This window comes from Belnapia mucosa, assembly GCF_016775475.1.
Classification (GTDB): domain Bacteria; phylum Pseudomonadota; class Alphaproteobacteria; order Acetobacterales; family Acetobacteraceae; genus Belnapia; species Belnapia mucosa.
Map to the genome: position 1 here is coordinate 26784 of NZ_JAEUXJ010000011.1, position 19440 is coordinate 46223.

Consider the following 19440-nt stretch of genomic DNA (forward strand, 5'->3'; position numbering starts at 1 on the left):
GCTACACTCCCCGGCAAAACTGGGGAGGCTTCCATGACTAAGACAGGCGCCCGGGCCAGGCGCAACACCATCGGCGATGCGCTGAGCCGCGCCGCGACCCGCTTCCGCACCAGCCAGGCGCTGCGCTTCGCCGGGCGCGACTGGAGCTATGCCGCGCTGGATGCGGCGGCGACGCGGGTCGGCCGCTGCCTGCTTGCGGCCGGCCTTGTGCCGGGCGACCGCGTCGTCGCCTATGGCCGCAACTCGGATGCCTATCTGCTGCTCTGGCTCGGCTGCGCCCGGGCCGGGCTCGTGCATGTGCCGATCAATTTCGCCCTGACGCCGAAGGAGGTGGAATACGTCCTCCGCCAGTCGGGTGCGGCGTTGCTGCTGCATCAGCCGGCGCTCGCCGCCGCGGCCGAGGCGGCGCGGGGCGCCGTGCCGGGCGTGCGGGGCGGCACCATCGATGCCGGGGAGGGGCCGCTCGACATCCTCGCCGCCGCGCTCGACCCACGCTGGGATGCAGGCGAGCCGCTCGGGGAGGAGGTGGAGGACGAGGATCTCGTCCAGATCATGTACACCTCCGGCACCACAGGCGCGCCGAAGGGCGCGATGATGTCGCACCGCGCGCTGCTGACCGAGTATCTCAGCACCATCATCGAACTCGAGATGGCACGCGACGACCGCGCCCTGGCCGCCCTGCCGCTTTATCACACGGCGCAGATGCATGCCTTCACCATGCCGCAGCTGCTGCAGGGCATCCCGACCCTGCTGATCGATGCGCCCGTCCCCGCCACCTGCCTCGAGCTGATCGAGCGGGAGCGCATCACCGGCTTCTTCGCCCCGCCCACGGTCTGGATCAGCCTGCTGCAGCACCCGGATTTCGGCCGCCGCGACCTGTCCTGCCTGCGCAAGGTCTATTACGGTGCGAGCATCATGCCGGTGCCCGTGCTGCAGGAACTGCGTGCCCGCCTGCCCGGCGCGCGCCCCTTCAATTGCTACGGCCAGACCGAGATCGCGCCCTTGGCGACGGTGCTGCGGCCGGAGGAGCATGAGGCGCGACCCGGCTCCATCGGCCGGCCGGTGCTGAATGTCGAGACACGCGTCGTCGACGCGGAGATGCGCGACGTGAAGCCCGGTGAGCGCGGCGAGGTCATCCATCGCTCGCCGCAGCTCCTCCTCGGCTATTGGAACATGCCGGAGGAGACGGCGCGCGCCTTCGAGGGCGGCTGGTTCCATAGCGGCGATGTCGCGACCATCGACGAGGAAGGCTACCTCGCCATCGTCGACCGCACTAAGGACCTGATCAATACCGGCGGGGTGCTGGTGGCGAGCCGCGAGGTGGAGGAGGCGCTCTTCACCCATCCCGCTGTCGCCGAGGTGGCGGTGATCGCCGTGCCTGACCCGAAATGGATCGAGGCGGTCGCCGCCGTCGTCGTCCTCCGCCCGGAAGCACCGGCGGATGTCGAAGCCGCCCTGCTCGCCCATGCGCGCGGGCTGCTGGCGCCGTACAAGCTGCCGAAGCGCATCATCGTCGCCGAGAGCCTGCCGAAGAACACGGCCGGCAAGCTGCTGAAGCGGGAGCTGCGGCAGCTCTATGCGGGGACCGAGAGCGGCGCCCTCGGCGCGGGGTGACGGCCGCCCGGGGCCTCGCTATGGTCCCGCCACCCGAGGGATTGGAGATGCAAGGATGACGCAGGCAGGGCAGGGCGAAGCGCGGCTGGGTGGGCATATCCTGGCCGATGCGCTGGTGGCACAGGGCGTCACCCATGCCTTCTGCGTCCCCGGCGAGAGCTATCTCGACCTGCTCGACGGACTCTATGCAAGGCGGAACCGCATCGAGCTCGTGACGTGCCGCTTCGAGGCCGGGGCGGTCCATATGGCCGAGGCCCATGGCAAGCTGACCGGCAAGCCGGGCGTCGCCATCGTCACCCGCGGCCCGGGCGCCTGCCATGCGGCCATCGGCGTGCATGTCGCCTTCCAGGATTCGACGCCCCTAGTGCTGCTGATCGGCCAGATCCCCTTCGAGGAGACGGACCGCGAGAGCTTCCAGGAGGTGGACTACCGCAAGATGTTCGCCCCGCTCGCCAAGTGGGTGACTCAGATCGACGATGCGGCCCGCATCCCGGAGCTGATGGCGCATGCCTTCGACGTGGCGACCAGCGGCCGGCCAGGCCCGGTTGTCGTCGCCATCTCGGAGGAGATGCAGCGCAAGATGGTCACGGTGCCCGATATCGGCCCGGCCGAGGTCGCGCCGGCCTATCCCTCGCCGGCGGCGATGGAGCGGATGATGGCGCTGCTGGCCGGCGCCAAGCGGCCGCTCGCGGTGCTCGGCGGCGGCGGTGCCTGGACGGCGCAGGGCCGCGCCGATATCCGAGACTTCCTCCTCGCCAACGACCTGCCGGTCGCGGTCAGCTTCCGGCGCCAGGGGCTGTTCGACAACACTTCGCCCAATTATGTCGGCGATCTCGGCGTCGGCGCCGATGCGGCGTTGGTGGCGAGGGCAAAGCAGTGCGACCTCTTCCTCGCCATCGGCACCCGGCTCGGGGAGCCGATCTCGCAGGGCTACACGCTGTTCGACATGGCGGGCGGGACGCCGATCGTCCATGTCTATCCCGACCAGGCGGAGATCGGCCGGGTCTATCGCCCGGCGCTTGGCATCACCAGCGACCTGGCCGCCTTCGCCGCCGCCGCCAAGGCGACGCAGCCCGTGGCGAACCCGGCCTGGACCGGCTGGCGGGCGGAGCTGCGGATGGCGCGCGAGGCGCAGGCGAAGGCCGGCAGCTATGAGGGGCCGCTGAACCTCGCTGTCGCCCTGCAGGAGCTGGAGAAGGCCCTGCCGCCCGACACCATCTACACGACCGATGCCGGCAATTTCGCCACCTGGCCGACGCGCTTCATGCATCTGACGGAAGGTCAGGATTTCCTCGGGCCCACCAACGGCGCCATGGGCTACAGCGTGCCGGCTGCGATCGGCGCCAAGATCACCTATCCGCAGCGCACCGTCATTTCCTTCGTCGGCGATGGCGGCTTTCTGATGACGGGGCAGGAGATAGCGACCGCCTTCCATCATTCGGTCAACCCGATCATCCTCGTCTTCAACAACGGGATGTACGGCACGATCCGCATGCATCAGGAACGGCATTATCCCGGCCGCGTCTCCGCGACCCAGCTCACCAACCCGGACTTCGCCAAGTTCATCGAGAGCTTCGGCGGCCATGGCGAGGTGGTCGAGGCGACCGACCAGCTGGTGCCGGCGGTGAAGCGGGCGATCGCCAGCGGCAAGCCCGCCATCGTCGAGGTGCGGACCAATCCGGAGCAGGTGACGAACCGCTCGACCATCGAGCAGCTGCGCGAGCAGGCACGGAAGGCCGCGACGGCGCCTGCCCAAGCTTAATCCAATGCGCCCGGTGCCCCGCCAGGGGCGAGGCCGGGCCGTGATGCCTGCGTGCGGTGGGGCTTACCGCCCCACCGCATAACCCTGCATGCCGCGCGGATTGGCGCCGGCAAAGATCTGCCCATCGGCCTCCAGCCTCGCCCCGGTGAGCCGGCCCTCGGACCATTCGCCGCCCAGCTCGGCGACATGGCCGCGCGATGTCAGCTCCTCCAGCACCGCCAGCGCGTAGCCGCCTTCCAGCACCAGCTTCCCCGGTCGGGCGCCGCGGGGCCAGAAGCTGCTGATCCAGTGCTCGGAATGGAAGCTCGGCAGGTCAATCGCCTGCTGGATGTTGAAGCCATGGTTCAGCATCCGCGTCAGCATGATCGGCTGCCACTGGTCCTGCTGCTCGCCGCCCGGCGTGCCAAAGCTCATCCAGGGCTTGCCGTCGCGCAGCACCATGGAGGGCGAGAGGGTGGTGCGCGGCCGCTTGCCCGGCTGCAGGCCGTTCGGCAGCGACTCGTCCAGCCAGAACATCTGGCAGCGGGAGCCGAGGCAGAAGCCGAGGCCCGGAATCGCCGGGGAGCTCTGCAGCCAGCCGGCCGAGGGGGTGGCGCTGACGAAATTGCCCCACTGGTCGATCACATCGACATGGCAGGTATCGCCGCCCGAGGCGCCGAGGCGGGAGACGGTCGGCTCGCCCGTGCCGGCGGCCATGGTCAGCGCGCCGGCCCGCTGCACCGCCGCGGCATAGTCGGTGCGCGGCTGCCGCCCATCCGGCGTGCCGGGGCGGAATTCGTTGTTCGCCTCGCGGCCGATCAACGCGCGGCGGGCGGCGTTGTACTCGGCCGAGAGCAGGGTCGCCATCGGCACATCGGTGAAGGCCGGATCGCCATAGAAGGCCTCGCGGTCGGCGAAGGCGAGCTTCATCGCCTCGGTCACGGCATGCGCATACTCCGCCCCGACCGGATCCATGGCCGCGAGGTCGAAGCCTTCCAGCAGGGCGAGGGTCTGGAGCATGGCCGGACCCTGGCTCCAGGGTCCGCATTTCAGGACGGTATGGCCGCGATAGTCCTGGGTCAGCGGCTGCTCGATGCCCGCGTGCCAGCCAGCCATGTCATCCCCCGTCAGCAGCGAATGATGCCGCCGGCCGGAGGTGTCGAGCGCGGCGAAGTCGCGACCGAAGCGGTCGATCGCCTCAGCGACGAAGCCGCCATACCAGATGTTCCGCGCCGCCTCGATCTGCCCCTCGCGGTCGCTGCTCGCCGCCTCCGCCTCCCGCACCACCCGCCTATAGGTCTCGGCGAGATCGGGATTGGTGTAGAGGCCGCCCGGCGTCAGACCGCGCAGCCAAAGCGCAGCGGAGGTCTTCCACTCCGTCTCGAAGAGCGGCCGCACCGTCTCGATGGTGGCGCAGACGCGCCCCACCACATGGGCGCCGCGCGCGGCATAGCCGATCGCGTAGTCGAGCACGTCGCGCAGCCGCCAGGTGCCATGGTCGCGCAGCATCAGCGCCCAGGCATCGAAGGCGCCGGGGATCGGGGCGCAGAGGAAACCGGTGCCGGGCACGATATCGAGGCCGAGCTCGCCCTTCAGCTTCTGCACCGTCATCGCCGCCGGCGCCGGCCCCTGGCCGCAGATCACCTGCTGCGCACCGAGCCGGGCGCTGTGCAGGATGATCGGGCAGTCCCCGCCCGGCCCGTTCAGATGCGGCTCCACGATCTGCAGGGTGAAGCCGGCCGCCGCCGCCGCGTCGAAGGCATTGCCGCCCCGCTCCAGCACGGACATCCCGACCTGGGACGCGATCCAATGGGTGGTGGCGACGGCGCCGAAGGTGCCGGCGATCTCGGGCCGCGTGGTGAACATGCTGATTCCGTCTCCCGGAGGGCGTTGCCTGATGGCGTTCGGACGGGCAGAGAACGCCGGGCGGATGAGGAAGGCAAGCATGCTGGTCGGGGTGGTCGGGCCCTCCGGGGCGGGGAAGGATACGCTGATGGCCGGGGCCCGTGCCGCCCTGGCCGGGGAGCCGCGCTTCCATTTCATCCAGCGCAGCATCACCCGCCCGGCCGAGGCGGGCGGCGAGGACCACCGGGCGCTGAGCCGCGCCGCATTCGAGGCCGAGCGTGCCGCCGGCTGCTTCGCCCTGTGGTGGGAGGCACATGGGCTGCTCTACGGCATCCCGGCCGATCTTCCGTCCGGGGCGGTCAACATCGCCAACCTGTCCCGCACCGTGCTGGCCGCGGCGGCGGCGCGGATGCCGCTGCTGGTGCTGGAGATCACCGCCCCGCCCGCGGTGCTGGCGGCACGCCTCGCCGCGCGCGGGCGGGAGAGGGAGGCGGATATCGCCGCCCGCCTTGCCCGCCAGGCGCCGTTGCCCGAGGGGCTGGCGGTGGTCCGGGTGCTGAACGATGGCCCGGTGGAGCAGGGCGTCGAACGGGTCGTCGCCGCGCTGCGGGCTATCCCCTGAGCGGCACCCGCTCCGCGATCAGGAAGGGCGCGCCGGATGCCGCCTGGGTGAAGAGGGTGATGGCGGAGACCCGCCGCGGCCGGCCCGGCGCATCGCCGAGGAAATCGGTGACCGCGGGCCGCACCACCGCCATCTCCGCCGGCGTCAGGCGCCGGGTGAGGGTCACGTGGAAGCGCCATTCCTCCATCACATAGGGGTAGCCGTAGCGGGCCAGCAGTTCCTCCTGCCGCGGTGTCAGCCGGGCGCGGCGGCGGCGGGCCAGCTCCGCCTCGTCGGGCGGCAGGCGGCAGGGCTCCAGCGCCTCGACGCAGGCATCGGCCAGTGCTCCGAGGGCCGGGCAGGGGGCGGTCTCGCGCAGCGCCAGGAAGCCGTCGAGGTTCTCGACCGCGAGCGGCGGCAGGTCGAAGGGCGCGGTACGGGCGGCCAGCGCCTCGGTCGCCGCCATGGCCTCGGCCCAGCTCAGCGCCAGGCGGAAGGGCGGCTTCAGCGTCGCATGCAAGCCATAGCCGCGCGGGTCGGCGGTGAGTTCGGCGATGTCGAGCTCCGGGAGGCTGGGCTGCGGCACGGGCGCGCCGGTCTCGGCATCCCGCCCCAGCCAGGCCGAGCCCAGCCGATGCAGCGGGTCGCCCGTCTCCGGCGCCCAATAAAGGGCGAGGCGCGCCTCCGGCGCCGGCGCCCCCATCATGCGACGCGCGCGCCTTCCCGCCAGACCGCCTGGATCATGGGCTGGCCGTCGAGCGGCCGCACCCGCACCAGATCCGCCCGCAGCCCCGGCGCCAGCCGGCCGCGATCCGTGAGGCGGGCCATCCGCGCCGGGCCATCGGTGATGGTGGCGACCGCCTGGGGCAGGGAGATGCCGGTCGTCGCCGCCGCGATCCAGGCGGCCTCGATCATCGAGGCGGGGACATAGTCGCTGGCCAGCGCATCCACCGCCCCGGCGCGGATCAGGTCGGCGGCGGCGACATTGCCGGAATGGCTGCCGCCGCGGACGATGTTCGGGGCGCCGGCGATGACGGTCACGCCGATCTCCCGCGCCGCCTTCGCGGCATCCATGGTGACAGGGAATTCGCTGATGCGGATGCCGTCCGCCGCATTGCGGGCAATATCCGCGATATCGTCATCATCATGGCTGGCGAGCGGCAGGTCGCGATGCGCGAACCGGTCCAGCAGCCAGCGCCGCTGTGGCTCGCGCAGCCGCGCGCGGCGCTCCAGCAGTTCGGCGATGCGGGCATCGACCTCAACATCGCTCATCTGCTTCTGCCGCTGGCGCATGGCGCGGTAGCGGGGGATGTCGCGGTACTGGCCGACGCCGGGCGAATGGTCCATCAGGCTGACCATCGCCACCAGCGGATGATCGGCAACGCTCTCGACGGCCGGGACCATGTCGGTCGCCGGCAGCTCGCAGCGGAGATGCAGCAGGTGCTCCGCCTTCAGCAGCCCGGTCGGGGCAAGGGCGCCGAGATCGGCGACGCCGTCATAGAAGGTCTGCACCCGGCCGGGATCGAAGCCGAGATCGCCGAGGCAAAGCGCATCGAAGACGGTGGTCACGCCGGCCGCCGCGCATTGCGCGTCATGCGCCAGCAGGGCGGACCGGCTGGGCCAGCGGGCATTGGCGCGCGGCTGCACCTGGCGTTCCAGGTTGTCGGTGTGCAGGTCCACGACGCCGGGGATGATGTGGTCGCCGCCGCAATCCACCGCGCCGGGCAAGGCGCTGCGGCCGGGCTGGATCTCGGCGATCCGGCTGCCGCGCAGCACCAGCGTGCCGGGGACGACATCCTCGGGCAGGACGAGCAGGGCGTTGGTGAGGATGGTCTCGGACATCAGGCGGCGGCCGGCATGGGTTGGACCTCGAACAATCGGTCCGCGACCTGGTCGCGCACCTCGGTGTCATGAAAGATGCCGATGATGGCGGTGCCGGCGGCTTTCGCCGCCTGGATCAGCCCCACCACCACGGCGCGGTTGGCGGCATCGAGGCTGGCGGTCGGCTCATCCAGCAGCAGCACGGGGTAGAAGGGGGCGAAGCCGCGCGCCAGGTTCACCCGCTGCTGCTCGCCGCCGGAAAAGGTGGCCGGCGGCAGCCCGTGCAGCCGGGCCGGCAGGTTGAGCCGCGCCAGCAGCTCCGCCGCCCGCGCCCGTGCCGCCTCGCGGTCCAGACCGCGGGCCATCAGCGGCTCGGCGACGATATCGAGGGTGGGGACGCGCGGGATGACGCGGAGGAATTGGCTGACATGGCCCAGTGTCTCCCGCCGCACCTCCCGCACCAGCCGAGCATCGGCGGTGACGAGATCGATCTCCGCCCCCGCATGGCGGATCAGGATGCGGCCGGCGCCGACGCCGTAATTGCCATAGAGGCAGCGCATCAGGGTGGATTTCCCGGCGCCGGAGGGGCCGGCCAGCGCCACGCATTCGCCGGGTGCGACCTCCAGCTCCACCCCCTCCAGCACGGGGATGCGGGTGCCGCCCTGGAGATGCAGAGTGAAGGACTTGCCGAGCCCCTCGGTGCGGATGGCCCAGCTCATGCCGCGAGCACCGAGGCGACGAGGAGCTGGGTGTATTCGTGCTGCGGATCGTCCAGCACCCGGTCCGTCAGCCCCTGTTCCACCACCTGCCCCCGGCGCATCACCAGCAGCCGGTGCGCCAGCAGCCGCGCCGCGGCGATGTCATGCGTCACGATCACCACCGCGATGCCGAGATCGGCGACCAGCGCCCGGATCAGGTCGAGCAATCTCGCCTGGACGGAGACGTCGAGCCCGCCCGTCGGCTCATCCATGAAGACCAGCCGCGGCCGCGTCACCAGGGTGCGGGCAATTTGCAGCCGCTGCTGCATGCCGCCCGAAAACAGCGCCGGCATGCCGTCGATCCGCTCCGGGTCGATCTCGACGCGGCGCAGCCATTCCGTCGCTTCGGTGCGGATGCGGCCGTAATGCCGGGCGCCGGTCGCCATCAGCCGCTCGCCGATATTGCCGCCGGCCGAGACGCGCATCCGCAGCCCGTCGCGCGGGTTCTGGTGGACGAAGCCCCAATCGGTGCGGTGCAGCTGGCGCAGCGCCGCCTCGCCCATCGCATGGATCACATGCACAGCGCCGTCCGGGTCGCGGTAGCGCACCTCGCCGGAGTCCGGCCGCATCATGCCGGAGAGGACGCGCAGCAGCGTCGTCTTGCCCGAGCCGCTTTCGCCGACGATGGCGACCACCTCGCCGGGATGGACCTCGATCGAGACATCCTCCAGCGCCGGCACGGCACCGAAGCGGAGGTTGAGGCCATGCGCTTCCAGCAGCGCGCTCATTCGGCCGCCTCCCGATGCGTCTGGCGAGTGTTGCAGTAGTCGGTGTCCGAGCAGACGAACATCCGCCCGCCCTGGTCGTCGGTTAGGACTTCGTCCAGGTAGCTCTCCCGGCTGCCGCAGAGGGCACAGGGCGCATCGGCGCGGACCGGCTGGAAGGGATGATCCTCGAAATCGAGGCTCCGCACCGAGGTATAAGGCGGCACGGCATAGATCCGCTTCTCCCGCCCGGCGCCAAACAGCTGCAAGGCCGGCATGCGGTCCATCTTCGGATTGTCGAAGGCGGGGATGGGCGAGGGCGACATCAGGTAGCGCCCGCCGACCAGCACCGGATAATTGTAGCTGATCGCTACATGGCCGTGGCGGGCAATATCCTCATAGAGCTTCACATGCATCAGCCCGTAATCGGCCAGCGCATGCATGCGCCGGGTCTCGGCGACGCGCGGCTCCAGCCGGAACAGCGGTTCCGGCATCGGTACCTGGTAGACCAGGATCTGCCCCTCCCGCAGCCGCGTCTCCGGGATGCGGTGACGGGTCTGGATGATCGTCGCCTCGGCGGTGCTTTCGGTGGTGGCGACGCCGGCCACCTTGGCGAAGAAGCGGCGGATGGAGACGGCATTGGTGGTGTCGTCCGCGCCCTGGTCGATCACCTTCAGCCGGTCGCCGGTGCCGATGACGCTGGCGGTGACGGCGATGCCGCCCGTGCCCCAGCCATAGGGCAGCGGCATCTCCCGCGCGCCGAAGGGCACCTGATGCCCAGGGATCGCCACCGCCTTCAGCAGGGCGCGGCGGATCATCCGCTTGGTATTCTCGTCCAGATAGCCGAAATTGTATCCGAGCGCGGTCATTCCCCGCTGGCCTCCCGCCGCAGCAGCCGGATCTTCTCCAGCTCGCTCTGGAAATCGACGTAATGCGGCAGCTTGAGGTGCTCGACGAAGCCCGTCGCCTCGACATTGTCGCAGTGGTACAGGACGAATTCCTGGTCCTGGGCTGGTGCCTCCACCGGCTCGCCCAGCTCCGGCGCGCGCAGCGCCCGGTCTACCAGCGCCATGGCCATCGCCTTGCGTTCGCCATGGCCGAAGACCAGGCCATAGCCGCGGGTGAATTGCGGCGGCTCGGTCTTCGTGCCGGCGAACTGGTTCACCATCTGGCATTCGGTGACGGTGATCTCGCCGAGCTCGATAGCGAAGCCGAGTTCCGGTGGTTCGAATTCCACCATAACGGCGCCCATGCGGATCTCGCCGACGAAGGGATGGGCATTGCCATAGCCGCGTTGGGTCGAATAGCCGAGCGAGAGCAGGAAGCCCTCATCGCCCCGGGCCAGCGCCTGCAACCGCAGCGGCCGCTCGGCGGGAAAGGCCAGCGGCTCCCGGGTCAGGTCGCACGGCTCGGCCTCGGACGACGCCTCGGGCGCCATCAGCCCCTCCTGCGCCAGAAGGCCGGTGACGCGCGGCATGACGGCCGGTGCGGCCTCCGCCTCCGGCGCGGGCGGCGGCGTGCCTCCCTCGGCGGCCAGGGCGAAATCCAGCAGCCGGTGGGTGTAGTCGAAGGTCGGGCCCAGCACCTGGCCGCCCGGCAGCTCCTTGTAGGTGGCGCTGATGCGGCGGCGGATGCGCATCGCATCGGTCTCCAGAGGCAGGCTGGCGCCGAAGCGGGGCAGGGTGGTGCGGTAGGCGCGCAGCAGGAAGGCCGCCTCGATCAAATCACCCCGGGCCTGCTTGATGGCCAGCGCCGCGAGGCCGCGATCGTGGCAGGCCCCCTCCGCCATGACCCGGTCCACGGCGAGGCCGAGCTGCGCCTCGATCTGGTCCAGGGAGAGTTCCGGCAGGGCGGGGTCGCCACGCCGCTCCTCCGCCAGCCAGGCATGCGCGGCCTCGATCGCCCGCTCGCCGCCCTTGACTGCCACATAGGCCATCAGCCGGCCTCCTCGATGCGGGTGGTACGGGGCAGGGCCACGAGCCGCGGCCCGGCGCAGAGCACCAGATCGACGCCGCGCGGAAACCGCGTCGCATTCGCGGCCCAATCCGGCAGGAAGGAGTCCGGCAAGCCTTCGACCCGCAGGGGATGGCTGTTCTCGATCCCCGGGCCGGACAGGCGCCAGGCCTCTTCCTCCTCCAGCGCCGCGACCTGGAGGACCAGCGTCGCCGAGCGGTGCGGCTCCTCCTCGGTCCCCGCCGCCAGAGCGGCCAGCGGCGGCATCGGGCCGCTGGCCAGCAGGAAGGCGGCCTCGCCCGGCCTGGCCACCAGCGGGCAGCCGGCATGGAAGCGCAACCAGGCCTCGGCGGCCGGGCCGGCATCGGTCCAGACCGGCGTCTCGGCATCGGCCATGGTCAGCAGCGCCGCGGCGGCGGCCGGGGAGAGCGGCGCCGGCGCCTCCGGCAGGGCCGCGAGGCGCTGCACCCGGCCGGGCCGGGCCATCGCTTCCAGCAGGGCGCGGAAGCAGGATTGCGCATCCGCCACCGGATCGGCGAAACCGGGCGTCAGGGGCATCGAATCCAGCGGGGTCATCGCATCGTCGCCATGGTGAAGAACTCCACCCGCGTGGCTGCGGCCTTCGCCGCCTCCCGCGCCGTCCGTGCCGCCTCCGCCGCGGCCAGGGGCTCGATCACCGCCGCCAGCAGCGCCGGGCGCCGGTCGGGATCCTGCAAGGCGGCATCCAGCACCGCCGCCAGTTCCGCCTGGCGCGCATCGCGGCCGGCGACATAGGCATGGCCGACCGTGCCATCCTCCAGCCGCACGCTGCACCGGGTCACGGTCATCTCGCCGAGGTTGAAGGGCGCGCCATCGCCGCCCTGGCGGCCGCGCGTCATCACCAGCCCGGTCTCCGGACCGCGGAGCCGGATATGCGGAGGCAGGGCGGGTGCCTCGGCGAGTCGGGCCGCAATGGTGGCGGCATCGGCACGGGCCAGCAGGCCCATCCATCGCCGGCGCATCGCCTGGAGCAGCGGCGGATCGGGCAGGGCGGGTTCAGGAACCATATCCTCACTCTAAAGTCTAGACAAGTGGACGTCCAGCCATTTACGGTTCCCGACAATCACATGGCAGGCGAGGCCCATGGTTGAAAATTTAATGAACAACGGCGCAGGTCATAGCGCCGGTGCTCCCCTCGCGCGGGGGCAGGGGGTCGCGCTCTGGCGGCAGATCGCCGGCAGCCTGGAGCGGGAGATCTCGGGCGGCGGCCTTGCCCCTGGCGCTCGGCTGCCGACCGAGGCCGAGCTTTCGGCCCGCTTCGGCGTGAACCGCCATACCGTCCGCCGCGCCATGGAGGAGCTGGAGACGCGCGGTCTCGTGCGGGTCGAGCAGGGCCGCGGCAGCTTCGTCGCCGAGGATGTCCTCGACTACCCGGTCGGTCCCCGCACCCGCTTCTCCGAGACCATCCGCCGGCAGAACCGCGAGCCCCAGGGCCGGCTGATCCGGGTGGAGGAGGTGCCGGCCGAGGCCTCGATCGCCGAGCAGCTCCGCCTCCGCCGCGGCCGCCCGGTGATCATGGCGGAGCGGCTGAGCCTGGTGGATGGCAGGCCGGTAGCGATCGGCACCCATTGGTTCTCCGCCGCGCGCTTCCCGACCATCGCGGCGCTGCTGAGCGAGGATTCCTCGATCACCCGGGCGCTGGCCAAGCTCGGCGTGCCGGATTTCCAACGCCAGGCGACCCGCATCACCGCCCGTCTGCCGACGCCGGAGGAAGCCGTACTGCTGGAGCAGTCGCGCAACCGGCCGGTGCTGGTGACCGAGGCGTTGAATGTCGATCCGCAGGGCAATCCGGTGGAGGTGAGCTTCGGCTGCTACGCCTCCGGCCGGGTCCAGATCGTGGCGGAGAGCTGACCATGACGGGCTGGCGCATCGCCGGCGGCACGGTGCTGCGGGACGGCGCCCTGGCGCCGGGGGAGCTGGCGCTGGCCGATGGGTATGTGGCGGAGGCGGTACTGCCCGGCGCCCGGCGGCTGGATGCCTCCGGCCTGCTGGTGCTGCCCGGGCTGGTCGATATCCATGGCGATGCGCATGAGCGTGCCTTGCAACCGCGGCCGGGAATCGGCTTCCCGCCGGCGCTCGCCATCCGCGACAGCGCGGCGCAACTCCTCGCCGCCGGCATCACCACCGCCTTCCTCGGCGTGACCCTGTCCTGGGAGCCGGGGTTGCGGTCGCTGGAGATGTGGCGGGCGCTGATGGCGGCGCTGGATGCGGCCCGGCCGCTGCCTCTCGATGTCCGCGTCCATCTCCGCTTCGAGGCGGATAATCTCGAGGCGCTGGAGGATGCGCTGGCCGATATCGCGGCCGGGCGCGTGCATCTGCTCGGCTTCAACGACCACACGCCCTCGATCCTGAAGAAGCTCGGCAATCCGAAGGAGCTGGCGAAATATGCCGGCCGCGCGGGCCTCTCGCCGGAGGCCTTCCGCGAGCTGATCGAAGGCATTGCCGCCCGCCGCGATGCGGTGCCGGCGGCCCGGGGGCGGCTCGCCGATGCCGCCGCCACGGCCGGCATCCCGATGCTCAGTCATGACGATGCGACGCTCGGCGACCGCGCGCTCTACCGCTCGCTCGGCGCCCGGCTCTGCGAATTCCCGATGGCGGAGGAGGTCGCCGCCGATGCCTGCGCCCATGGTGAGGCGGTGGTGATGGGCGCGCCGAATGTGGTGCGGGGCGGCAGCCATCTCGGCTGGGCCAGCGCCGCGCCGCTGGCCGAGCGCGGCCTCGTCACCGTGCTCGCCAGCGACTATCACTGGCCGGCCCTGCTGGAAGCGCCCTTCGCCATGGCGCGGCGTGGCCGGCTGGGGCTGGCGGAGGCCTGGGCGCTGGTCTCGGCCAATCCGGCGGCGGCGGCGGGGCTGGCGGATCGCGGCGCACTGCGGCCGGGAATGCGGGGCGATGTGGTGGTGGTCGATCCGGCCGGGCCCACCGTGCTCGCCACCTTCTGCGGCGGCGAGCCGGCACTGCTGACCGGGGCGGCGGTGGCGCGCCTCGGCTAAGGCCTCTCCCAGGTGAAGCGCCGCAGGTCGAGGGCGCAGAGGCCGGTCACGCCCCAATGGGCCGCATAGGCGCGCACCTGCGGCAGGTAGTCCGGGTCCTCGGGGATGGCTGAGGGCCAGAAGGGTGGGTTGAAGGTGGAGATGCCGTTGATCGTCGGCACATGCCGGACGGCCGCCACCAGCATCGCCTCGGTATTGTGGTTGTAGGGGTTGGCGATCTCCTCGCCGAAGCGGCTCTCGGTCCGCGCGGCGGAGACATAGAGGGCGCGGCATTCGGGCGGCGCCGGCGGTACTGCGGCGAGCCGGCCCGCCTCCAATGGCCGGTCGAGGAAGAGCGGCGCATAGCCATTCGCCTGCTCGGCCAGTAGCAGGGCGCAGAGTGCGGCCATGGCCAGCCGCGGCAGGCGCCGTGCCTCGGCCGAGAGCAGCGCCATCGCCAGCAGCAAGACCGGCAGGGTGAGGAAGATCTGGTAGCGTGCCACCACCCGCGCCGCCTTGGCCCCCGGCACGAAGCGATAGACCAGCGACCAGCCGGTGACGCCATCGGCCTGGAGGCAGAGCGCCCAGGTGACGACGACGGCCAGCGCCAGGGCCCGCAGCAACGCGACCCGCCCCGGCGGCACCGCTCCAGCGCCACGCCAGAGCCAGACCAGGGAGCCAGCGAAGGCGAGCAGCAGCAGGGGCGGCATCCCCGTCATCCGCTCGGACCAGAAGGGGAAGCCGGGGCGGAAGGCGGCGTTCAGCCCCCGCACCAGCCAACCCCAGAGGTAATTCGCTTCCCCCACATGGATGATGTCGAGCGGCGAGGGGACGTGCAGCAGCACATCCGACCAGGGATGCATCCCCGTCTCTGCAGCCTTCGGCAGGTAGAGCAGGAGGAAGGGCAGTTCCAGCAACGCCGCCAGCAACGCCAGGCCGAGCAGCGGCCAGGCTTCCGCCCGCATCGCCGCCCAGAGCCGCCGCCGCGCCACCGGCCCCGCCACCAGCAGCCAAGCGAGCAACATCACCCCGCCGCACCAGGCGAAATACCAAGCCATGTAGAAGCCGGTCAGCAGGCAGGCGGCGAAGCCGACGGCGAATCCGGCGCCCCAGCGCAGCAGAGCGCCACGCCGGCCCTCCAGCAGTGCCCTGACCGTGCCATGCGCCAGCAGCGCCAGAACCGGGACGAAGCCGATGCTGAAGAGCTGTGCATGGTTGCCGCGGATAAAGAGGTTGTTGCTGATGGTGAAGAGCGCGGCGCCGAGCAACGCCCAACCCCAGCCCAGGCCGAACATCCGCCGCCCGAGCGCATAGGTGCCGAGGAAGCCGATCACCCGCGTCGCGGCATTCACCAGCTCACCGCCCAGGAAGGGATCGGCACCGGCGGCGCGGAAGCCGGCCTGCAACAGGCCGAACAGCAGGTAGCCGTCGTTGTAGCCGAGCGTGCCGGGAACCGGGAAAAAGTAGTCCGTCCGGTCCCAGGCCGAGAAGCCGCGCAGCAGATTCGGCCAGTGCTCCATGATCGCCAGCGCGATCACCGCGTCGTGCCGGTCGCCCAGCAGCAGGGTGAAGCCATTGCCGATCTGCTGGCGGAAGAAGAAGGCGACGGCCAGCAGGCAGGCGAGGCCGATCGCGAGCGACCGCCTCATCGCGCCGCCGCCAGCCGGGCCTGCCAGAGGCAGAGCAGCGGCGTCACCACCAGCTCCATCCCGAGGGCAGCCAGCATCGGCGCCCCCGGCCTGCCACGCAGCAGCAGGCCGAGCAGCCGGGCGAATCCGCCGAGGACGACGATCGCGGTGAGCAGCCGGAACCGGCCGGTGTGGCGGGCCGGGTCGGGCAGGGTGCTCCAGAAGCCGAATCCGATTCCGAGCAGGAGGCCGGAGAGATAGCGGACATGGCTATCCGCATCCTCGCCCACCTCGGCGCCGAGCATGCCGAGGCCCGTGAGAACCCCTGCGAATCCGGCCAGGACCGGCACCAGCCCGCCGAGCGCCACGGCGAGCCGCAAGCCCATGGCCGAGGTCACAGATAGCGCCCGCGTTCCAGGATCTCGAGCGTATAGGCCTTGTAGGTCATGCCGAGTTCCTCGGCCCGCGCCAACCGGCGCAGCGCGATCTCGCGCGGCGGGGTCTTCCAGGCCTTCTTATGGGCACGGCGCCAGACATAGCCGCGCCAGGATTCCTCCGGGTCGAGCGGGGGGCCGCCATTATGGCCGATGCGCGGGATGTCCATGCGCCACCGATAGCGGTCGGGGCGGGGGATCGGCAAGCGGGTGGGGAAGGATGGCTCCGGCGGTTGGATTCGAACCAACGACCAACGGATTAACAGTCCGCTGCGCTACCGCTGCGCCACGCCGGATCAGCCAGGGCGGCGCCTATAGCAGGCTACCGCCGCCGACGAAAGTCCCCTTGGAGGTCCGGGGCGGAATTGAACCGCCGTAGCAGGTTTTGCAGACCTGTGCCTGACCACTCGGCCACCGGACCGCCGAGGCGAAGCTCGTGCGACCGCGCCTCTATCGGGCCAGCGGGCCGGCAGGTCAAGCGCTGCGCCGCAACAGGGCGGCTTGGCTTGGCGCCGGGCCGGCCCGTATAACCGCCTGCATCCCCGGGGGAACGCCCCCGGGGTGCCTGGAGGTCGTGGCTCAGATGGACTACGCGGATGCTCGCCGGCGCATGGTGGATGGCCAGCTTCGCCCGAACAAGGTGACTGACCCGCGCCTGCTCGAGGCGATGCGGACCCTGCCGCGCGAGCGCTTCCTGCCCGCCGCGGTCGCGGCCCGCGCCTATACCGATGAGGATGTGCCGCTGCCGGGCGGCCGGGCCATGATGGAGCCGATGGTGCTGGCGCGGCTGGTCCAGCTCGCGGCGCTGCGGCCCGGCGACCGGGCCCTCGTGGCCGGCGCCGGCACCGGCTATGGCGCCGCGGTGCTGGCCCATATGGGCGCCCGCGTCACCGCGCTGGAGGCGGATGCGCCGCTGCTGGCGGTGGCGCGCACAGTCCTGCCGGACTGCCTCCCCGCCGGCGCGGTCCGGCTGGAGGCGGTGGACCCGACAGGCGGTTTCGCCGCCGGCGCACCTTATGACATCATTCTGATCGAGGGTGAGGTGCCGGAGGTTCCCGGCCCGCTCGCCGATCAGCTGGCCGAGGGCGGGCGCCTCGTCACCGCGATCGGCATCGGCCGGCGGCAGGGCAAGGCCATCCTGGGCCAGCGGATTGGGGGCGCCTTCACCACCACCCCGGTCTTCGACTGCGCGGTGGCACCGCTGCCCGCCTTCGCCCGTAGTGCCGGCTTCGTTTTCTGAGGCCGATGACCACAGTCTCGCACCCGGTCCGGGACTGCGGTAGGACTAGATCAATGGTTTCGCGCAAGGATCAGGCCCGATGAAGTCGACCCGCACCCTGCTGATCCTGGCCGCCGCCCTCGTCGCCCAGGCGCCGCGGGCCGACGCCCAGACGCTGGCGGATGCCCTGGCCCAGGCCTATTCCAACAATCCCGCCCTGCTGGCGGCCCGGGCCCAGCTCCGCTCGGTCGATGAGAATGTTCCGCAGGCCCTGGCCGGCTGGCGGCCGACGGTGTCCATCACCAGCAGCATCGGCTACCGCGACGGGCATACCCGCACCCTGGCCTCGGCGGTCGACCCGGTGACCGGCGGGGTGCGGCAATACGGCGCCACCTCCCATCTCGACGGCACGGTGGCGACCAATTCCGTGGTCCTGACCCAGCCGATCTTCCGGGGCGGCCGCACCGTCGCCACCACCCGGCGGGCGGAGAACCAGGTGCTGGCCCAGCGCGCCCGGCTGCTCGCGACGGAGCAGCAGGTGATGCAGGACACGGTCACCTCCTATGTGAACGTGATCCGCGACCAGGAGCTGCTGCGGCTCAACATCAACAACGAGCAGGTGCTGACCGAGCAGCTCCGCGCCACCAACGAGCGTTTCCGCGTCGGCGAGATCACCCGCACCGACGTGGCGCAGGCGGAATCCCGCCTGGCCGGCGCCCGCGCCAGCCGCGCCCAGGCCGAGGGCAACCTGCAGATCTCGCGCTCCACCTTCGCCCGGCTGGTCGGCATGCAGCCGGGCACGCTGGTGGCGCCGCAGCCGATCCGCGTGCCGATCCGCAGCGGCGCCGAGGCGGCCCAGACCGCCGCCGCCAACAACCCGAATGTCGTCGCCGCCCTGTTCGACGAGGCGGGGTCGCGGGACAACGTCAATATCCAGCTCTCGGCCCTGACGCCGCAGCTGAGCGTCAATACCCAGGCAGGGCGGAACGACAACTCCACCCTCAACCACACCCGGCAGACCTTCGCCCAGGTCACCGCCAACCTCACCGTGCCGATCTACCAGGGCGGCGCCGAATACGCCGCCGTCCGCCAGGCGCGGCAATCGGCCCAGCAGTCGCGCCAGCAGGTGGACGACCAGCGCCGCACCGCGGCGCAGCAGGCCACCCAGGCCTGGGAACAGCTGCAGAGCTCCCGCGCGCAGGTGGACAGCGTCCGCGCCCAGATCCGCGCCGCCGAGATCGCGCTGGATGGCGTCCAGCGCGAGGCGATCGTCGGCAGCCGTACTACGCTCGACGTGCTGAATGCCGAGCAGGAACTGCTCAATGCCCGGACCAGCCTGGTCCAGGCGCTCTCGACCGTGGTCTCGCAATCCTATGCGCTGGCGGCGACGATCGGACGGCTCACCGCGAGCGATCTTGGCCTTGCCGTGGAGCTCTACGACATGCGCGCCTATTACAACGAGGTCCGCAACCGCTGGGCCGGGCTCGGCGACTATTCCGGCGTGGCGGAGCGCCGCTGATGGCCGAGAACCGCAACCCGCCCCCTGGGGGCGCCGCCCCGCCCGGCGATCCGAGCATGGAGGACATCCTCGCCTCCATCCGGCGCATCCTGAACGAGGATGAGACGCTGCCCCCGGGCACGTCGCCGGCGCCCGCCCCGACGGCGGAGCCCCTGGTCCTGACCGAGGACATGCTGGTGCGGGAGCCCGAGCCGGCCGCGCCGCCCCCGGCCGCCCTGCCGGAGACGCCGCCAGAGCCGGCGATGGCCGCGCCGCCGGCCCCGGCGATGCCCGCCCCGCCGTCTGCTCCGGCGGCCACGCCCGATCCCTCGCCCGAAACGCTGCTGGCTCCGGCCGTCGCCGCGGCGGCCAGCGCCTCGATCGGCAGCCTGTTGCGCGCCGTCTCCCAGGACCGCAGTGCCGCTGTCCGCAGCAACGGCCCGACCATCGAGGACATGGTGCGGGAGGAGTTGCGGCCGATGCTGAAGGATTGGCTCGACCAGTTCCTCCCCACCATCGTGGAGCGGTTGGTCCGCGCCGAGATCGAACGGGTGGTTGGCCGCGCGATAGGCTGACCACCGCGCACGCCCCTTGACGCCGAAGGGGCGTCAGA

20 protein-coding genes and 2 tRNA genes are annotated in these 19440 nt (G+C 71.4%); 8 read left to right on the forward strand and 14 right to left on the reverse strand.

The annotated features are described in order from the left end of the window. Nucleotides 1-33 precede the first annotated feature (33 nt). Complete coding sequence (locus tag JMJ55_RS21455) at nt 34-1614, forward strand: fatty acyl-CoA synthetase (protein WP_202827657.1); 1581 nt, start codon at nt 34-36, stop codon at nt 1612-1614. 55 nt (nt 1615-1669) lie between these two features. Then, nucleotides 1670-3376 carry a thiamine pyrophosphate-dependent enzyme gene (locus JMJ55_RS21460; protein ID WP_202827658.1) on the forward strand — a complete coding sequence of 569 codons (1707 nt, stop codon included), beginning with the start codon at nt 1670-1672 and terminating at the stop codon, nt 3374-3376. Between the two features lie 63 nt (nt 3377-3439). Here JMJ55_RS21460 and JMJ55_RS21465 read toward each other — a convergent pair whose 3' ends face one another. Further along, nucleotides 3440-5221, reverse strand: coding sequence for a gamma-glutamyltransferase family protein (locus JMJ55_RS21465; protein WP_202827659.1), 1782 nt, complete (start codon nt 5219-5221; stop codon nt 3440-3442). 64 nt (nt 5222-5285) lie between these two features. Between JMJ55_RS21465 and phnN the strand changes: the two genes are divergently transcribed. Continuing rightward, on the forward strand, nt 5286-5822 hold the full coding sequence (phnN, locus tag JMJ55_RS21470; RefSeq protein WP_236033909.1) for a phosphonate metabolism protein/1,5-bisphosphokinase (PRPP-forming) PhnN: 537 nt from the start codon (nt 5286-5288) through the stop codon (nt 5820-5822). Here the strand turns inward: phnN and JMJ55_RS21475 are convergent. From JMJ55_RS21475 to phnG, 8 genes are read right to left on the reverse strand one after another with little or no spacing between them, the layout of a single operon-like run. Next, nucleotides 5812-6507 (reverse strand): DUF1045 domain-containing protein, encoded by a 696-nt coding sequence (locus JMJ55_RS21475; protein ID WP_236033910.1) that lies wholly within the window; start codon nt 6505-6507, stop codon nt 5812-5814. The two genes, phnN and JMJ55_RS21475, sit on opposite strands and share 11 nt — an antisense overlap. After that, complete coding sequence (locus tag JMJ55_RS21480; RefSeq protein ID WP_202827660.1) at nt 6504-7643, reverse strand: alpha-D-ribose 1-methylphosphonate 5-triphosphate diphosphatase; 1140 nt, start codon at nt 7641-7643, stop codon at nt 6504-6506. Before JMJ55_RS21480 ends, JMJ55_RS21475 begins: the two co-directional genes overlap by 4 nt. Then, complete coding sequence (phnL, locus tag JMJ55_RS21485) at nt 7643-8341, reverse strand: phosphonate C-P lyase system protein PhnL (protein ID WP_202827661.1); 699 nt, start codon at nt 8339-8341, stop codon at nt 7643-7645. The genes JMJ55_RS21480 and phnL overlap by 1 nt, the downstream gene beginning before the upstream one ends. Further along, nucleotides 8338-9108 (reverse strand): phosphonate C-P lyase system protein PhnK, encoded by a 771-nt coding sequence (gene phnK, locus JMJ55_RS21490; protein WP_202827662.1) that lies wholly within the window; start codon nt 9106-9108, stop codon nt 8338-8340. The genes phnL and phnK overlap by 4 nt, the downstream gene beginning before the upstream one ends. After that, nucleotides 9105-9953 carry an alpha-D-ribose 1-methylphosphonate 5-phosphate C-P-lyase PhnJ gene (locus JMJ55_RS21495; RefSeq protein WP_202827663.1) on the reverse strand — a complete coding sequence of 283 codons (849 nt, stop codon included), beginning with the start codon at nt 9951-9953 and terminating at the stop codon, nt 9105-9107. Before JMJ55_RS21495 ends, phnK begins: the two co-directional genes overlap by 4 nt. Beyond that, nucleotides 9950-11020, reverse strand: coding sequence for a carbon-phosphorus lyase complex subunit PhnI (locus JMJ55_RS21500; RefSeq protein WP_202827664.1), 1071 nt, complete (start codon nt 11018-11020; stop codon nt 9950-9952). Before JMJ55_RS21500 ends, JMJ55_RS21495 begins: the two co-directional genes overlap by 4 nt. Beyond that, on the reverse strand, nt 11020-11613 hold the full coding sequence (phnH, locus tag JMJ55_RS21505) for a phosphonate C-P lyase system protein PhnH (RefSeq protein ID WP_236033911.1): 594 nt from the start codon (nt 11611-11613) through the stop codon (nt 11020-11022). Before phnH ends, JMJ55_RS21500 begins: the two co-directional genes overlap by 1 nt. Further along, nucleotides 11610-12083 carry a phosphonate C-P lyase system protein PhnG gene (gene phnG / locus JMJ55_RS21510; protein WP_236033912.1) on the reverse strand — a complete coding sequence of 158 codons (474 nt, stop codon included), beginning with the start codon at nt 12081-12083 and terminating at the stop codon, nt 11610-11612. Before phnG ends, phnH begins: the two co-directional genes overlap by 4 nt. 76 nt (nt 12084-12159) lie before the next feature. Between phnG and phnF the strand changes: the two genes are divergently transcribed. Continuing rightward, entirely contained in the window at nt 12160-12927 is a 768-nt protein-coding gene (phnF, locus tag JMJ55_RS21515; RefSeq protein ID WP_236033913.1) for a phosphonate metabolism transcriptional regulator PhnF, read from the forward strand. A 2-nt stretch (nt 12928-12929) separates the two neighbouring features. After that, a complete protein-coding gene (locus JMJ55_RS21520; protein WP_202827665.1) occupies nt 12930-14069 on the forward strand; it encodes an alpha-D-ribose 1-methylphosphonate 5-triphosphate diphosphatase in 1140 nt (379 codons plus the stop codon). Here the strand turns inward: JMJ55_RS21520 and JMJ55_RS21525 are convergent. The 5 genes from JMJ55_RS21525 to JMJ55_RS21545 all read right to left on the reverse strand — a co-directional run bounded on the left by JMJ55_RS21525 (nt 14066) and on the right by JMJ55_RS21545 (nt 16531). After that, nucleotides 14066-15697 carry a hypothetical protein gene (locus JMJ55_RS21525; RefSeq protein ID WP_202827666.1) on the reverse strand — a complete coding sequence of 544 codons (1632 nt, stop codon included), beginning with the start codon at nt 15695-15697 and terminating at the stop codon, nt 14066-14068. The two genes, JMJ55_RS21520 and JMJ55_RS21525, sit on opposite strands and share 4 nt — an antisense overlap. Continuing rightward, complete coding sequence (locus JMJ55_RS21530) at nt 15694-16062, reverse strand: DUF4345 domain-containing protein (RefSeq protein WP_202827667.1); 369 nt, start codon at nt 16060-16062, stop codon at nt 15694-15696. The genes JMJ55_RS21525 and JMJ55_RS21530 overlap by 4 nt, the downstream gene beginning before the upstream one ends. An 8-nt stretch (nt 16063-16070) precedes the next feature. Continuing rightward, nucleotides 16071-16280 (reverse strand): hypothetical protein, encoded by a 210-nt coding sequence (locus tag JMJ55_RS21535; protein WP_202827668.1) that lies wholly within the window; start codon nt 16278-16280, stop codon nt 16071-16073. A 51-nt stretch (nt 16281-16331) separates the two neighbouring features. Then, a tRNA-Asn gene (locus JMJ55_RS21540) sits at nt 16332-16406 on the reverse strand. Nucleotides 16407-16457: 51 nt separating this feature from the next. Next, a tRNA-Cys gene (locus JMJ55_RS21545) sits at nt 16458-16531 on the reverse strand. 162 nt (nt 16532-16693) lie between these two features. Here JMJ55_RS21545 and JMJ55_RS21550 point away from each other — a divergent pair. The 3 genes from JMJ55_RS21550 (at nt 16694) to JMJ55_RS31945 (ending at nt 19402) form a co-directional block, all read left to right on the forward strand. Continuing rightward, entirely contained in the window at nt 16694-17350 is a 657-nt protein-coding gene (locus tag JMJ55_RS21550) for a protein-L-isoaspartate O-methyltransferase family protein (RefSeq protein WP_202827669.1), read from the forward strand. Nucleotides 17351-17429: 79 nt separating this feature from the next. Continuing rightward, nucleotides 17430-18848, forward strand: a complete 1419-nt coding sequence (locus tag JMJ55_RS21555; protein WP_202827670.1) for a TolC family outer membrane protein — start codon at nt 17430-17432, stop codon at nt 18846-18848. Beyond that, nucleotides 18848-19402 (forward strand): DUF2497 domain-containing protein, encoded by a 555-nt coding sequence (locus JMJ55_RS31945; protein ID WP_328702734.1) that lies wholly within the window; start codon nt 18848-18850, stop codon nt 19400-19402. Before JMJ55_RS21555 ends, JMJ55_RS31945 begins: the two co-directional genes overlap by 1 nt. Nucleotides 19403-19440: the final 38 nt, after the last annotated feature.